Source organism: Acidithiobacillus sp. M4-SHS-6 (assembly GCF_047421495.1).
Taxonomy (GTDB): domain Bacteria; phylum Pseudomonadota; class Gammaproteobacteria; order Acidithiobacillales; family Acidithiobacillaceae; genus Acidithiobacillus.
In genome coordinates, this window is sequence record NZ_CP175559.1 from 1,853,196 (window position 1) to 1,868,026 (window position 14,831).

18 protein-coding genes and 1 other RNA gene are annotated in these 14,831 nt (G+C 52.1%); 13 read left to right on the forward strand and 6 right to left on the reverse strand.

What is annotated here, in order from left to right:
* Positions 1 to 10 precede the first annotated feature (10 nt).
* A complete protein-coding gene (locus tag ACJU26_RS09715) occupies positions 11 to 631 on the reverse strand; it encodes a hypothetical protein (RefSeq protein ID WP_414039458.1) in 621 nt (206 codons plus the stop codon).
* Positions 632 to 796: 165 nt separating this feature from the next.
* Here ACJU26_RS09715 and ACJU26_RS09720 point away from each other — a divergent pair, with 165 nt between their 5' ends.
* Positions 797 to 1,018: a hypothetical protein gene (locus ACJU26_RS09720; RefSeq protein WP_414039459.1), complete on the forward strand. Its 222-nt coding sequence runs from the start codon at positions 797 to 799 to the stop codon at positions 1,016 to 1,018.
* Between the two features lie 68 nt (positions 1,019 to 1,086).
* Here ACJU26_RS09720 and ACJU26_RS09725 read toward each other — a convergent pair whose 3' ends face one another.
* Positions 1,087 to 1,608, reverse strand: coding sequence for a hypothetical protein (locus ACJU26_RS09725; protein WP_414039460.1), 522 nt, complete (start codon positions 1,606 to 1,608; stop codon positions 1,087 to 1,089).
* Between the two features lie 97 nt (positions 1,609 to 1,705).
* On the opposite strand from ACJU26_RS09725, the gene ACJU26_RS09730 reads away from it, so the two are divergent.
* The gene (locus ACJU26_RS09730) at positions 1,706 to 2,128 is read left to right on the forward strand and encodes a hypothetical protein (protein WP_414039461.1); all 423 of its coding nucleotides are present in this window, start codon (positions 1,706 to 1,708) and stop codon (positions 2,126 to 2,128) included.
* Between the two features lie 139 nt (positions 2,129 to 2,267).
* Here the strand turns inward: ACJU26_RS09730 and ACJU26_RS09735 are convergent, their stop codons facing one another.
* Positions 2,268 to 2,999 carry an amidoligase family protein gene (locus tag ACJU26_RS09735; RefSeq protein WP_414039462.1) on the reverse strand — a complete coding sequence of 244 codons (732 nt, stop codon included), beginning with the start codon at positions 2,997 to 2,999 and terminating at the stop codon, positions 2,268 to 2,270.
* A gap of 105 nt (positions 3,000 to 3,104) precedes the next feature.
* Between ACJU26_RS09735 and ACJU26_RS09740 the strand changes: the two genes are divergently transcribed.
* From ACJU26_RS09740 to ACJU26_RS09770, 7 genes are all read left to right on the forward strand, one after another.
* On the forward strand, positions 3,105 to 3,656 hold the full coding sequence (locus ACJU26_RS09740; RefSeq protein WP_414039463.1) for a hypothetical protein: 552 nt from the start codon (positions 3,105 to 3,107) through the stop codon (positions 3,654 to 3,656).
* On the forward strand, positions 3,643 to 4,194 hold the full coding sequence (locus ACJU26_RS09745) for a hypothetical protein (RefSeq protein ID WP_414039464.1): 552 nt from the start codon (positions 3,643 to 3,645) through the stop codon (positions 4,192 to 4,194). The genes ACJU26_RS09740 and ACJU26_RS09745 overlap by 14 nt, the downstream gene beginning before the upstream one ends.
* On the forward strand, positions 4,160 to 4,912 hold the full coding sequence (locus tag ACJU26_RS09750) for a YqaJ viral recombinase family protein (protein ID WP_414039465.1): 753 nt from the start codon (positions 4,160 to 4,162) through the stop codon (positions 4,910 to 4,912). Before ACJU26_RS09745 ends, ACJU26_RS09750 begins: the two co-directional genes overlap by 35 nt.
* A gap of 55 nt (positions 4,913 to 4,967) precedes the next feature.
* Positions 4,968 to 5,522, forward strand: a complete 555-nt coding sequence (locus tag ACJU26_RS09755) for a nucleoside 2-deoxyribosyltransferase (protein ID WP_414039466.1) — start codon at positions 4,968 to 4,970, stop codon at positions 5,520 to 5,522.
* A gap of 429 nt (positions 5,523 to 5,951) precedes the next feature.
* On the forward strand, positions 5,952 to 6,542 hold the full coding sequence (locus ACJU26_RS09760) for a hypothetical protein (RefSeq protein ID WP_414039467.1): 591 nt from the start codon (positions 5,952 to 5,954) through the stop codon (positions 6,540 to 6,542).
* 157 nt (positions 6,543 to 6,699) lie between these two features.
* Complete coding sequence (locus tag ACJU26_RS09765) at positions 6,700 to 7,131, forward strand: hypothetical protein (RefSeq protein WP_414039468.1); 432 nt, start codon at positions 6,700 to 6,702, stop codon at positions 7,129 to 7,131.
* On the forward strand, positions 7,131 to 7,583 hold the full coding sequence (locus tag ACJU26_RS09770; RefSeq protein ID WP_414039469.1) for a hypothetical protein: 453 nt from the start codon (positions 7,131 to 7,133) through the stop codon (positions 7,581 to 7,583). Before ACJU26_RS09765 ends, ACJU26_RS09770 begins: the two co-directional genes overlap by 1 nt.
* Positions 7,584 to 7,592: 9 nt before the next feature.
* On the opposite strand, the gene ACJU26_RS09775 is transcribed toward ACJU26_RS09770, so the two are convergent.
* Positions 7,593 to 9,851 carry an AAA family ATPase gene (locus ACJU26_RS09775; protein ID WP_414039470.1) on the reverse strand — a complete coding sequence of 753 codons (2,259 nt, stop codon included), beginning with the start codon at positions 9,849 to 9,851 and terminating at the stop codon, positions 7,593 to 7,595.
* Between the two features lie 164 nt (positions 9,852 to 10,015).
* Between ACJU26_RS09775 and ssrA the strand changes: the two genes are divergently transcribed.
* From ssrA to ACJU26_RS09790, 3 genes are all read left to right on the forward strand, one after another.
* Positions 10,016 to 10,356: a transfer-messenger RNA gene (gene ssrA / locus ACJU26_RS09780) on the forward strand.
* A 61-nt stretch (positions 10,357 to 10,417) separates the two neighbouring features.
* Positions 10,418 to 11,035 carry a hypothetical protein gene (locus ACJU26_RS09785; RefSeq protein WP_414039471.1) on the forward strand — a complete coding sequence of 206 codons (618 nt, stop codon included), beginning with the start codon at positions 10,418 to 10,420 and terminating at the stop codon, positions 11,033 to 11,035.
* Complete coding sequence (locus tag ACJU26_RS09790) at positions 11,035 to 11,646, forward strand: site-2 protease family protein (RefSeq protein WP_414039472.1); 612 nt, start codon at positions 11,035 to 11,037, stop codon at positions 11,644 to 11,646. The genes ACJU26_RS09785 and ACJU26_RS09790 overlap by 1 nt, the downstream gene beginning before the upstream one ends.
* A 324-nt stretch (positions 11,647 to 11,970) precedes the next feature.
* Here the strand turns inward: ACJU26_RS09790 and ACJU26_RS09795 are convergent, their stop codons facing one another.
* Positions 11,971 to 13,179 (reverse strand): RNA-guided endonuclease InsQ/TnpB family protein, encoded by a 1,209-nt coding sequence (locus ACJU26_RS09795; RefSeq protein ID WP_414039473.1) that lies wholly within the window; start codon positions 13,177 to 13,179, stop codon positions 11,971 to 11,973.
* A 457-nt stretch (positions 13,180 to 13,636) separates the two neighbouring features.
* Between ACJU26_RS09795 and ACJU26_RS09800 the strand changes: the two genes are divergently transcribed.
* Positions 13,637 to 14,434 carry a patatin-like phospholipase family protein gene (locus ACJU26_RS09800; protein ID WP_414039474.1) on the forward strand — a complete coding sequence of 266 codons (798 nt, stop codon included), beginning with the start codon at positions 13,637 to 13,639 and terminating at the stop codon, positions 14,432 to 14,434.
* A gap of 4 nt (positions 14,435 to 14,438) precedes the next feature.
* Here ACJU26_RS09800 and ACJU26_RS09805 read toward each other — a convergent pair whose 3' ends face one another.
* Positions 14,439 to 14,813, reverse strand: coding sequence for a hypothetical protein (locus ACJU26_RS09805; protein ID WP_414039475.1), 375 nt, complete (start codon positions 14,811 to 14,813; stop codon positions 14,439 to 14,441).
* Positions 14,814 to 14,831: the final 18 nt, after the last annotated feature.

Genomic DNA, 14,831 nt, shown 5'->3' on the forward strand with positions numbered 1-14,831 from the left:
AACTTCCGTTTCAGGGTAATGATTCCCGTTCCTGTTTCCAGGAATCCGTGGACGCACCGTCCTTTTCCAGCCTGTCCAGGGTATTACGCAAGGACAGGGACACGGGCTTGTCCGTTTCCGTGAGATACATTCGCAGGGATTCCCCATCATCAATACAAGGGGACTCCCCGATGGCCGTATGCGCCTGCGTGAACGCTTCAGAAAGCGCGTGTTTACGTTGTTCAGGGGCGATGGCTACCACCCTGTCCCGGAATGCGTACAACGCCTTACAGGCGAGTTTTGCCCGCTCCGTTGGGGTTTTCGTGGCGTCCCACCCGTAATACACGAACAAACCCGCCAACCAATGGGATAACAGGTCGGACAAGGAAACAATTCCAGGATTGCCCATCACCATCAACCAACCACACTGCGCGGACAACAAACTATTATGAAAAGAGTTCCATTTCCGGGGGACCAGACCCATGACGACAGCGGTAATTTCCCAGGCATACACCTGACGCAAAGGCTCAATGAACTGATAGGCCCAGTACTCTCTATTGCCACAATCAGGGTGTTTCAATATTTTTTCAGCAACCGGGATGAAATAATCATCTCCCACCGGGGAACGTGTGTTCTCAGTATGTAGGGGCATAGCCGCCCATTTTGCGGATTATTGTACAATTTGGTGATATCATTACTTCTCTCATTAAGCGTGGCTGATTTTCATATCCATTACCGAAAATGAAAAATTCACAATCCAAATGGGAAATCCCGGTAATGGGAATTCGGGCAACGAAGCCAAAACCGGAGGACATCGATGCATATCGACACCGAAATACATTCCGAAAAATACATCCTCACGGAGTTGAAGATGGGGGGGATACTTCGAGAAATCATGGCGGGTAAACCCCTGGTTCTGGAATCAGCCAGAAACCACATCATGGGAGAGATTGCTTATGATTCCTTTATCCGATTGCTGAAAGCCGGATATCTGATAAAACACCAATCGGCGAACAAAATTTACTATACCCATTATTAAACTCAATCCGCATTGCTTACGGGAATCTGAAATTAAAAAAGCCGGGTTGAACCCGGCTAGTTGGATACTCAGTGCGTTTCGATACACTCGCGAAACAACCGGAAGGCTTCATCATAGACGTGTTCCAAAGCCCGGTCGATAATCTGGTTCCTGCGCCTTGACTTCATCTCTGAAGGCATATCCGCATGTTCCAGCTCCCGCTCTGCCATTTCCACGGACACCTTCGCCGTCCAGTAAATCACCTGCACGAGATAGTGTGACCCGGTGTCATCCGTTTCCGCAGGCTGATGAAAGCACCACCACAGGGCCAACCTTTCCGACGCCGTGGCCGGTATGTCCAGATATGCGGATTTTCCGCTCAAGAGATTATCCAGGAACATTCCAGACGTCTTGGCCTGCTCCCCGGAAGAAACCCGGGACAGGATATAAGAACCCATGACTCCCAAATCCGGCACAATATACAGAAATTCCAACGCCAGATTGCGCCACACGTCATCCGCAACATCCGCTATTCCACACCACGCCAGCGTTTTTTCCAACCCGAAGTTGTCCAGGATATCCATGAAACTTACTGGAATATCCATCATCATGGCAGTCACTGCCATTCGCCAATTTGAAAAGTTCAGTAATACCTCCAGCGGTAATGTTGCCGCGTGTTCGAGGGGACAATCCCCAAGGAGTAGTCAAATGAAAATCGAGGCATATGGCTTCGTAGCAGTGGACGAAGTATTCGAGGGGCGGAATGGCGAGGGGCGCTATATAAAACTCCCCATTCACGCCCGGAAACGGGATGGAGAGGGATTCGAGGAAGCGGCCGAGCTGTGGCTCACCATCTTCCTTCCCCGTGAGCCCCGGGACGGGGTCGATGACTCCGTGGAGAAGGGTGACCGCATCCGGGTAGCGGGGTATTTCACCCCGGATGCCGAAAACCCGAACTCCGGGGTCTGCCGACCCATGGAACTGGAAATCCTGGAAAAGGGCCGCGGAACCGGCCATTCCAACGGTTCTCGTTCCAGCCGCTCCAGCCGTTCCGGTGGTTCCAGTCGTTCCGGTGGTTCCAGTCGTTCCGCTGCTCGCGGACGCCAGAGCCGGCACTCGGCCCCGTTCTGAGGGGGTTTGGGGCGGCTTGCCGCCCCACTCAGTTCAGCAACAACCCCGGCCTTGTGCCGGGTTTTTCTTGTCTTGCGTATCCCGACAGGGTTTCACGGAATTGGCGATAAAAAACCCGGCACAAGGCCGGGGTTGTGATTCAACAGGACTCAAGGAACCCCGTCAACACGGGATACCCGGGTTGGGCGGACAACCATTCCCGGTAAAGAGCGAGTTCCTCGGCGGGATTCTTGGTTTCCAAAATATCCTGGAAACAGGTTTTTGCCCACTCTACCAGGGACATGGCCAATTCCATCCGACGCATCACGCGACTGATGCGAATACTACCGTGTCCCTGGCGAAACTCGTAGGTGTCCTGGTGTAATGTGTTAAACCGCAAGAACTTATCTACCCGGGAGTCCCGTGTATACTCTGACACCGGGCAGTCCCTAACCCGTTCCTCATAAGCGTATTGGGTGCTGCCCCGCCCCTGCACCCGATAAAACAAGTCATCCCATTCCTCGGTGGATGCTCTTACTATGGCCTTGAGGATGTTGCGTACCCGCAACTCATTATTCTCAGGCCGCTCCACATGCACATGGAGTCCACACGAATGGCTTGCGTAGAATCCCAAGTCATGCAACTTCCGCAAAATCCCAGGAAGATATTCCTGGTGCTTGTCATAGGCCGCGGGCTGGGTTACAAACTCCGCGCCATCCACGGACCCGTCTTCCTTGACAGCGGCCAGGTACGACAACTCTTCTTCGGTAAACACCTCAGAATAATCAGCATCCACCATATCCGGCCCTGAGTCATGTTCGAACTCCAATTCGAGTCCCACCATGACGCCCTTCCCAATTTTCCGCCACTGCGGATTATAATTGCATCTCATCGTACTTCTCCCTCGAACACACGGCGACATTACCGCTGGAGGTATTACTGAACTTTTCGAATTGACATGGATTCATCCCAATTTGAGGTTTCCGGTAATTGGAGAATGGCCACACTGAAATACAGCCGGAATGCCCGGTACAATCCATTTAATTATCCTGTCATCGCCACGGGGGTCGTTTCACTGACGACCGGCCTGGTGGACTATGGTCTCTTTCTTCTCGTACCGCAGTTGCCCCATTGGCTACAGGTTTTCTCGACGATGTTCATGGGATTCGATACGGCTATTCTTCTCCTGTCGTCATCCCACCTCACATCCTTGATGATGAATCATCGCGGCATTCGTCATGACCTGGAACCGGTTAATTCCGCTTTTCTGGATTTCCAGACCCTCGATGCCGAGATAACCCAATATATTCTCGACGCGGACAATGATGGGAGATACATCACGCATCTGGATGCCCGTATCATTGAGCGATATAATCAACACAAGCTGCGACAACATTATCGAAAATTGATAAAGAAGCAGAAAATGGAAGAAAAACAGCGGAAGAAATGGCAACTGGAAACCGAAAAACGCATGGAACGACAGAAATACATGCAGTGGATGCATACATTTCGTTTGAAACAGAACGGGAGCAGTAATGACAACACTTGAATATCATCCGTATACAAAATGGAACCCGCTAAATTACCCGATTATTGTGACGGGAATCATTGAAGTGCTGTCATTGGTCATCTGGCTCGACGCTATATTCTGGCATAGGTTTGGTGTTGCAGCGGTACTCTGTCATGGGTTTGGTATCGCGATGGTAAGCACGACAATATTCATTTTTGATGGTGTGGTCTTTATTGATATCATCCAAAGCGGAAAGTTGATAGGGTATTACCAACAACGGGCCGACTTGCGGGATATAAAGGATATCGCCAGAAAATCGGATGAATACCCGGAAATTACCCGGTATTTTCTGGCCGCAGACAGTGCCGGAAACGACATCTCGAATATAGACGTGATTAAGATTCAGCGTTATGTGCGGCGTATCGAGAACAAACAGGCGCACCGACAGGAGAAGGAAAAGAAAAAGGAAGAAATGCGCTTGTTGGCGGAGCAACAGGAAAAAAAAATTCTGGAAAGAAAGCGGGAATACCGTCAATGGATGCATGATTTCAGACTCCAGTCACACGACAAGACATAACCAGATGCTCATTGAAGAATCTCTACTGCCGCAGGGCAGCGCAGAGTGGTTATCCTGGCGAAAACGGGGTATCGGCGGAAGCGAGATATACAGTCTGGCTTGCCGAGCCAAACATTGGCTGCGTCCCTTGGCGGAATCCCTGGTGGACAAGGTCTCTCCGCCACAGGAAAACATCCCGGGATGGGTTACCACCCCCCGCAAGATATGGAAAGACAAGCACGGATTACTGCCACCGCTGGACCCGCGCAACCACCACCTTCAGCGGGGACACCGGGTGGAACCCATCGTCCGGAATCTGGCGGAGGAAACCTGGAACTGTGAACTGAAACAACTTTGCGGGTACGCCGAGTGTGCGCCGTACAGTCGCGTAAGTCTGGACGGATACTCTCCGGAAAAAGGGATATTGATTGAGGTCAAGGCCCCTTACCGGTTTTGGGAACACTGCCCGGATTATCCCGTTTGGCAATCCGCCTACCAGGCCGCCGTCCTGCGCAAAATCGGAGAATATCCCGTCAAGGTGTCCATTCTGGAGGGTAACGAGATTCACCGTCACCTTATCGAAGTCAAGGAGTGGCCCGTCATAGGAACCAACGGCGCCTGGAGCATCGATGATTTCCAGAACCTGGGAAATAATCTGATGAAAATGGCACAGATTTTCTGGGAAAGTTACATGGATACCGACACAATCCCCAATCCAATCCCCAGGGAAAGACTTTAGAAACTTTCCAATTTTATATTTCCGGTAATAGGAGATATTGTCAGGGGGTTTTCGATTGTCATCCTATCCACGCATTTACATTTCCGGTCCGGATATATTCATGCCGCATTGGAGTACTCTTTGCAAACGAATCCGTAATATCTGTGACGGATTGGGTTTTGAACCCGTTTTTCCGGTGAATCCGGAGGTCGATTTGTTGAAAACGGCTTCATCCGGCCTGGACATGCGGGAAAAGCGACGCGTTTCCCGCATATTGTTCATGGGGAATCTGGTCAAGGTGGGGTCCAGTGATATTGTGGTGGCCAATCTGGCCGGATTCCGTGGAGATGAACCGGATTCCGGTACCGTGGTGGAAGTATCTCACGCCTGGGCCAACCGGATACCGGTTATCGGTTACCGAACCATACCGCATACCATGACGGAATGGGCGTTGGAAAATGGTGGGACGGTAGATGAGAATACTGGAAACATTCTGGATGACAACGGGTATCTCGTCGAGGATTTCGACAATCCGGTCAACCTCATGGTGGCAGAACAGTGTTCCGTGATGATTTATGGAAACATTCAACGAGCACTGGTGGAAGCCCGGGCCTTTCTGAGAAACCATTGATGCGACTGTTTCATCCAAGAGATGTGCTCTTTGTTGATAAAACCCTCTTTGACGAGAATACCGACATCACCTATCCAGCATTTGCGACACGGCTGTCTGCCGGCAATCCCAGTCTGCAACTTATCCCATTACCGGGGGATACGCATAGTCCGAATACTGGTATATTCATACTGAACCGGTTACGGGACAGTCGGAAATTCCCGCAAATCTGGAAGAACGGGCGTATCCGATACTGGCTGGTTGTCATTCGCCAGCATCGCAGGTTATGCCCCGGGTTTCCTGCCGAAAAGGTATGGTCAGCGCCCCTGTCCGGATTGACGGATGCCATCTATCCCGTGCTGGAACAACGACTCTATTCCAACCATGGGAAGACTGCGTCGGATTATCCGTGCAACCCGTAATCCTCACTATTCACAGAAAGGGGTTCAGTTGAATCAAATTATCGCCATCGACTCGGACCAGGTATTGGTTGATTTCGTTTCGGGATGGGCCCATTTCGCGAGTACCGTCTTGGGTCGTGAGATACACAGCCTGAATACGGCATTCCCGCTGCACATCCGCTTTGGCTTGACGGGTTCCGAATCAAACCGGGTCTGGACCGCATTCAACTGTCCAGAGGCGTGGGGAAATCTGCCTTTTTATACGGGAGCTGCCGAAGCCGTTCGGGAATTGCTGGATAACGGATATGCGGTACACGTGGTAACCAGTGTACCAACCTTGGCGCTCGATGCCCGCAGGCAGGCGTTCAACCGGACTTTTCCGGGCATTGTGGTACACCAGGCCGAGAGCCTACACACAAACCACCCAAATGATGCGCCATCCAAGGAAACCATTCTCAAGACGTTGAAGCCCGCTTTTTACGCCGATGACCGGTGGCCCCATATACGGGAAGCCATCAACGCCGGGGTCCCTCATATCTATCGCATTTCCGGGGCCCATGACGGTGACGGAAAACCCGTATCTGGCATAACGGTGTACGAATCCCTGGAAATCGCATTGAAAGTATCCGGATTCCTTTAAACAACACGGCGCCATCCGGCGCCGTTTTTCTATCCGCCAATTTTCATATTCCGGTAAATAGATTACCTGAACGAACGATAGCCATAACAACGATAACAAGGAGTCCGGGAAAAGCGCTATCTCACCTGCCTGTCGGCGGGTGCCCCGGGAACACGTCATGCCGAAACACAATCTCGTCGAAGAAGTTTCCAACGCCATGTCCGGCGCACAACGTCGCGATGCGCAAATCATGATGCTTTGCGAGGAACTCAAAAATGAATTTGCCCGCATCGAACAGGACATCGCCGCCACGCAAACCCGGTTGCGAAATCTGTTTGGAGTGGATTATGCCTATGTGCATTATTACCCTTGCGGCCGCGATTGCCGAGGGTGCCCACATCCGGTACTGGCCCGGTTACCACGCAAGGAACCCTGGGTACAAGCCCACATAAGTGCCCCGGAATATCAGGAAATCAGAAATAATTTCAACTACCTGAAACGGCGCAGGGCGAATCTGCTGAAACTCACGCAAACGATGGAGATGTCCATCTTCAGACTGGGCGGGGCCGCACATTCAGCAGATGTTAAAGTACCCCGATTGGGCAAGTAATGCCGGATGATATTTGGGACACGGCCCGGGAACATCGCGAAAGGGTTATCCAACATGCCGTTGTCGAGGAAATGCGTCTGTTACGTTTTCTGGACACGCGATTACAGCAACTGGCTTTTGAAATCCCACAATGGCAAAAAACGAAGAATCCGGTAACCCTGTCCTTTTTCCTGTGTGACAAACATAAACCCTGTACCCATTGCCCGCACCCGCAATGGATACGCTGGGTCCCCAATCCCAGAAAATGGGGTGCTCACATTCCATCCCGAGTGGAACATCCCGGCCGGGTCATGCGGGATTCCAAAGAGGCACTTGTTCGATACAGGGAGGCCCTGAAATTGATGAAAATACGTCAGGATATTCTTACCTTACAGACGACACTGACCAGAAAGATATACGGGCAGATTGCCGCGCGAATGGGCGAAAAAGAACCGCCCGTAAAGGGCGGCTGACCCATAAAACTAGAATCCGGCGTAAAACCGGTATAGACAGGTTTCCCGAACGTCATCCTCACGACGAATGGCATGGTCGAAAACCCGTTTTGTGGAAAGCACCGCCAACTGACGCTGACAGCGGGTAATTCCCGTATATACCAGCGGATTGGTGGCCATGAAACGGTGTCCGGGTGCCAGAACCATAAGGGTATACCTGAATTCGGAGCCTTGCGACTTGTGGATGGTCAGCGCGAACGCATGCTGCAACAAGTCAATATTCCCGGCGTCATAGATTACCGTATGTCCATCCTCGAACTTGTAGAAGGATACGATAACGCTATCACGGGTAACTTCCACCACCTCCCCCAGGTCCCCGTTGAACAGCGGTTCCACACCTTCATAGTCATTTTGTAACTGAATAACCCGGTCCCCCTTCCGCCAGGACAACGGACCAAAGTCATCCTTTCCCAGTGTCACATCCTCCGATTCCGGCACCAACAGATTCCGCAGAACCCGATTCAACGCATACACCCCGAGAGGTCCCTTACGGGTCGGGGTCAAAACCTGAATGTCCCGAGCCTGGATGGTCTGTCCATTCAACGTGCTGTCCCCGTACTCCAGCCAACCCCGAATCCTTTCGGCCAGCTCGAACAGCCACTCGTCCACGGATTCCTGCGGCTCGAACCATATCAGGTCCGCGCCTGTCTGTCGCAATACGACTTCTTCGGATGGAGATGGTAAATGCGCATCCCGGACAAAACCCGCCAGATGGGGAATGCCTTCGATGCCACCGCTACGGAAGTTCTGCGTAAGTCGGCCTACGGGCAACATCCCGGACTCCAGAATGTCTCCGAAAACCCGCCCGGGACCCACCGACGGCAACTGGTTCACATCCCCTACCAGAAACAAGGCATTACCGGAGTCGAGATGGGTAATGAGCCAGGACAGCAACAGGGAATCCACCATGGATGCTTCATCCACAATGATGACATCCTTGTTGTCGAAGCGACCCTTACCTTGACTCATCATCTTGTACAACAACAGATGAATCGTACTGGCTTCATATCCCGTAGCTTCCCTGATGCGGGCCGCGGCCTTTCCAGATGGTGCCAATAGATGCACCTTCCTGCCGGACAACTCCAGCGCTTGGCAAACCGCCTTGATACAGGTGGTTTTTCCCGTTCCCGGGCCACCCGTCAATACTCCGAACTGCCCTCGAATCAAGGTATGAATGGCCGTTTTCTGCTCTTCCGACAAATACCGGAACAGCGGCCCACCCAACACCCGGTCCATCAGCTCAGGGGACACCGGCCCCACACCCTCCTGTCCTGCGAGAACCATGCTCCAGACGGACTTCTCCGCCTCGAAATATTTCCGGGGAGCCAGATACCCAGGGGCCATGGGAATAACGGAAGGTGACGCCGATGTTTCCATATCCTTCAGCAAAGGAACCAACAACGCTTCGTAATCCCCGTTCAACACCTGGGCACCGTTCGCATAATCCAGTATCCAGTCTTCCGCCAGTAACGTGTGTCCACGCTCCTCACAGAGCTTATGAATGCTGTAAACCAACGCCGCTTCCATTCGCAACGGAGATTCTTCGGCAATGCCCAGCCTTTCGGCGATGGCATCCGCACGATGAAACCCGATTCCAGGCACATCCGTCAACCGATAGGGATTTTCCAGAATCCGACGACCAAAGACTTCAACATCCATGTTCGCCGTTGTGGCGGCCAGTTCCTTATAGTACCGAACCACCTGACGGATTTCCGCTCCACGCAAACCAATACCGTGCAACATTCCCGCCAGCCGATAATCCGAAGACTTGCGATTCCAATCTTCGGCAATGGCCTCTGCGGTAATGTCACCAATACCGGAAACCTCCTTCAACCGTTCCGGCCGCGATAACATATCCCGCGTACTCTCTCCGAAATGTTGCAAAATGGCGTTGGCAATCACTGGGCCAACCTGCCGGATAACCCCAGAACGCAACCATGCGGAAAACACCTCGAAAGAGGATTCCGCGTCCGGCACATAGGTTACCATGGACGATGCCCGGAACGTCGGACCATAACGCGGGTCATCCACCATGACACCATATACCACCACCAACATCCCTTCCCGAAAGGTTTCTAACGTTTCACATGTCACCTTTACCGGTAACGGCTCATCATCCCGCTTTACCAGATGGATACCCCAATTACTGCCGGGCTTCTGATAAATCAAACGGATGTACTCCCCGACAAATTCATCGGTATCCGCTTCCATATCCAATACCACACCCATGTCAATCTCCTTTTCAACGCACGGCAACATTGCCGATTGACGTGTTTACCGGAAAGTAACGATTGGAAACGCTCACCTCGTAATTTCCCGAAGATTTCAATGGCGCTGACTGTTCTCACAGAATGGGCACCGGCCAATTTGGAGTTTCCGGTAACAGGATGTACGGGGATGACTGGTATCGACAAGATTCAGAATCTCTGAAAAGCATGTGGAGATAATCGTTGCTCCTAAAACACGATAACTCAAGATAACTGCCAACGACAGCATCTTTGATTCCGCTGTAGCAGCGTAATCCGGAAACGGGAATCTCCCGTGTATGACTGCACCGTTTCCGTCGACTGAATACACACAACCCGTGAGAGTCTTCGGTATCGCGGGTCAAGATAACGAAGAAAACCGGTAACCCGCGCATCCCCGAGGTACCGGGAAACAGGGATGCAAAAGCATGTGAACTTTTCAGGGAAACGTTTTTTGGACGGCGGTTCGATTCCGCCCATCTCCACCAAATTTACACACCAATTCGCCATTTCCGGTAAATGGCCTCTCGTTATTTCGCAGGAGTTGTTATGTGTCTTATTGCCGTGGCTACCGATAGTCGATATCTCGTGGACAAGGACCTGGAACTGGCGCTTCGCGGGAATATGGACGGTTTTGGATTCATGGGACTGATTCAGGATAGTCTTTTCGCGGAAAGGTATGCGGGTGTGGCTGGACAGGCCCAATTTGATGATTATTCCGCGTTGTTCAGGGAGCGGTTGGCTTACTGGAAATCCGCAGCACAAGGGCAAATTGCCGTCCATTTACGACAACGGACGAGTGGTCCCTGTGATGCAGCAACGGCGCACCCGTTTCCATTGAAAACGGATTATTTCGACGGATACCTGATGCACAACGGTGTATACAGGATTTCGCATCTCCGCCAGATGATGTCGCAGTTGAACGTGGATGTGGTTCCTGATAAACGTGATTCCGATACGGGCATTCTGGTGAAAATTCTGGAAAAGGCAAACCTGCCACCCAAGGAGCAACAAGATTTTCTGCTGGCCGGTATCCGGGAAAACCCGTTCAATCGCCTGGTACTGTGGACCCGGGGAGAATCCAGGCCGCTCATTTACAATATGGATGCCGGAATGGTGCTGGATTCCAGCCGGTTGTGGTACTCCAACGACTGGTATTTCCATTGATGCATCACGTGGAAACCTGGGCGGACATTGCCCATAAATTCATGTTGCACCCGTTGGGATGGATACTCATTCTGGCCCTGTTTCTGTCTCCCCTGTTCATCCACGAGTTTGGACATTGGGTGGCCCTCCAGATTTACCGGATTCCGATTCGCGAGTGTGGCGTGGGCTTTGGCCCACGGATATTCCGTATAAAGGGATTTACCTTTCGCCCCTTGTTGCTGGGAGCCTACGTCCTGCCCGAATCGAAACCCTTTCTGGAAGCTTCGGCTACCCAGAAGATGATGATGGCCCTGGCGGGGCCACTGGCCAATTTCATCTTTTCCGGATTGTTGATTGTCGTGGTGGCCGCACGACAGGATGCAGTGGGAAACCATTCCCTGTTGGCACTTTCCGGGCTGTCCGGAGCACTGGGCGTCCTCAACCTGATTCCCATACCGCCTTTCGACGGGTGGATGATTCTGGAATCCTTTCTGGAAATTGTGGGATATCCCCTATCCGCACAGGCTTCTGAAATGGCCAGAAGATTCGGCTCCGGACTGCTGTATGGGCTGGCGGCCCTGCTGGTTTTGTGGATGGTGGACCCGTCCCCCTTGTTGAACACCTTGTTTTGATGCCGGGTTCATTCTGGTTGTACGTGTCCAAGAAAAGAAAAGAAAAGAAAACAATGTCCGCATATTATGAAACGGTTATATCACGAAGAGCATCGTTCGAGAAATACTTCGAACGACATGTGTTTTACACCAATCGATGGATACCAAAGGAGCCCGTCGATACCCTTGAACTGGGCCCCTGGTGTGATGACCCCTATAGTTATTGCTATCCGGGGAAACGGTTGACATCCTCCTCGTCCTGAATGACGAGGATTCCTTCCTGCCAACAGCGGCCTAAGCCGCTTCGATTGACCCATTCCCTTTGGTTTGGGCCAACTTCACGGCTCATGCCGTGAAACAGGCTACCCCGGCGTGCCCCGCCGTTGACTGCAATCCTCTCGCGAGGATGTTCTGTGCCGCATTCACATCGGCATGGTCTGCGTGTCCACAATGCTGACAACAAAACACCGCTTGCGTCTGACGGTTTTCCGCGTCCACCACCCCACATACCGAACAGGTTTGCGAGGTGTACGCCGGGTCCACCAATAGCAGCATGCCGCCAGCCCACTGGAGCTTGTACTCCAGCATCTGTTTGAGCATGCCCCATCCTTGGTCGAGGATGGACTTGTTTAGCCCCGATTTCTGCCGAACGTTGCGCCCGGGTGCGTCCACGGTGCCCTTTGCGGATGCCGTCATGTTCTGCACTTTCAGGTCTTCCAGCACCACCACTGCGTGGTTTTTGCTGATGGCGGTGCTGACCTGATGCAGTACGGTCTTGCGCGTCTCCGCGATGCGCTGATGCAAGCGCGTGATTTTGGCCTTCTGTTGCTTCCAGTTGGCCGAGAACTTCACTTTATGTGCCAGTTTCTTTTGCTCTTTGGCCAGCCGTTTTTGCAAGTCCCGATAAGCGGTCACAGGCAGGAACATGGTGCCATCGGACAACGTGAGCAGGTTCGCCACGCCCCGGTCGCCACCAACCGCCGTTGTAGCGGGATGCACGGGGTCTGGTACTTCCTTTTCGGTCTGTATGGCCACATACCAGTGCCCGCCGGAACGGCTGACGGTGACATTGCGGATTTCTCCGCCGATGATACAGGACTTGCGGAACTTCACCCAACCAATACGCGGCAGGAAGATTTTGGGGAGTAACCTGCGTCCATCCGCATCCTGTGGTTTCAGGTCGATTTTGATGTGTTCTGGGTCCGGATATCGTAAGCTGTTATCTCGCCCTTTTCTCTTGAATACCGGAAAACGCTTAGGACTCGTGGGGTTGAATGCATCCTTCAATGCCCGGTCGAGATAACGCAACACTTGCTGCTGCGGCTGTGATGGGGATTCTGCCAGAAAACCAAAAGCATCGCTGTTACGCCAAGTGGTCAGACACCGAGCCAGCTCCACATAGGACAAGACCCCACATCCCATGTCCAAATAGGATTTCTGAATGGCCAGCGCACGATTCCAGACAAAACGTACACACCCCACCGCACGGAACAGTAGATTATCCTGTTCCGGAGTGGTCTCCAACCGATAACGTACGACTCTGCGAATCAACATACACAAGAATACAGGAACTCGACAATTGGAACAGAGATAATCACTGCCGCTTACATCTCCGTCATGAATAACGAAGTTTTTCGCGTAAATTAGATGAATATCCGAGACTGGTCAATTTGCACGGTGGGATACCTTGATGATTCCGGGTCCATGTATCCGTTGAAAACCATTTTTCCAGAGGACTTCCTGGAAATCCTACCTGTCAACGCAGACTGGAAACGACGGATACGGTTATGCGGATTTTCCAAAGAAGCGTTTCAGATGATGGTGACACATTTAAAGGAATCCGGATTGCTGGAGTATATCCGTACGGGTTCGCCCGGAACAAGCTATAAACGTATCCGGTTGTTTTGAAAATAAAAACGACGGCATTACCGCACAACCATTACCAGACTCCGGGTTTTGGCCAATTAACGAAATCCAGTAATAGTTGCATCACGGATTACGGAGAACGAAAATGTCCGAGGGTTACACCATCGTATTGGGTTCCGGTGGCGCGCGGGGAATGGCGCATATCGGGGTCATGTTGTATCTGGAAGAAAAGAAGATTCCGATAAAAGCCATTGTGGGCTGTTCCATCGGTGCGGAATTGGGTGCGTTCTGGGCTACCGGTGCTCCGGCTGGCGCATTTCGGGATATCGTGCTGGGACTGAGCTGGAAAGATTCTCTCAAGATATTCTTTCCCAACCGTATACGTGGCGGGTTTTCGTCGGGACCCGGCGCCCTTTATTTCATCAACCACTTCTTGCGAGGAAAAGACATCCAGAACTTTCCCATCCCCTTTGCCGCAACCGCTACGGATTATCATACCGGAAAGCCGGTAATGCTCACTACGGGTTCCGCTACACAGGCCGTACGGGCCAGCATCGCCATTCCCGGAGCACTCACGCCGGTACACTTCCAAGGGAAACTGTTACTGGATGGTGCGGTTTCGGCGCCACTGCCGCTTGCCTGGTCTCTCAAGACCTACGGATACCCGATTATCGCCGTAAATATCCAGGATTCAACACCCCCAAAAACGGGAAAACTACCGGGCCCCATCGGCTCACTAAGACACGCCAACTGTCTGATGCAGTCCAGGCTGGTCAGCCAGGAATTGGAACACTCACCACCGGAAATACTTATCGAACCCCGCGTTACTGGCTTTTCCACATTCAAATTTCACGCCGCCAAGGCGCTGATAAATGAAGGGTACCGCGCCGCAAAACGGGTTTTTGAACAAGAAAAACCCGATACGGGTGTGGCTGACAAATAGCGAATTAACTGGATGAACCCGATATTCTCAGGCCAGAAATAAGGGTCGCCACATACCGGCAGCTTTTGGCGATAACCAAACCGTTTCTTGAGAGTTTTCCGGACGCAACATTGCCCAGGGGCGATTGTTTATAGCCTGCTGGCGGATAAACGACCGTTACAGGTCTAAAACCTTTAACCCACGCAGCCTTATCTATGGGTGCAAAGGCTACCACCGCATGACATGACTTACCCGGATGCAATGCGTTCAACGCCATAACCGTGGCTGGAACCGGTACCCCAATCGTGGGCAACGCAGAATTGGTCGCAGCAGCCGCCAGTCCCGCAAAACTCAAACCAAATACGACTACAGATACCAAGCCAGCATTTTTTAACGACATACACAACCTCCATTTTGT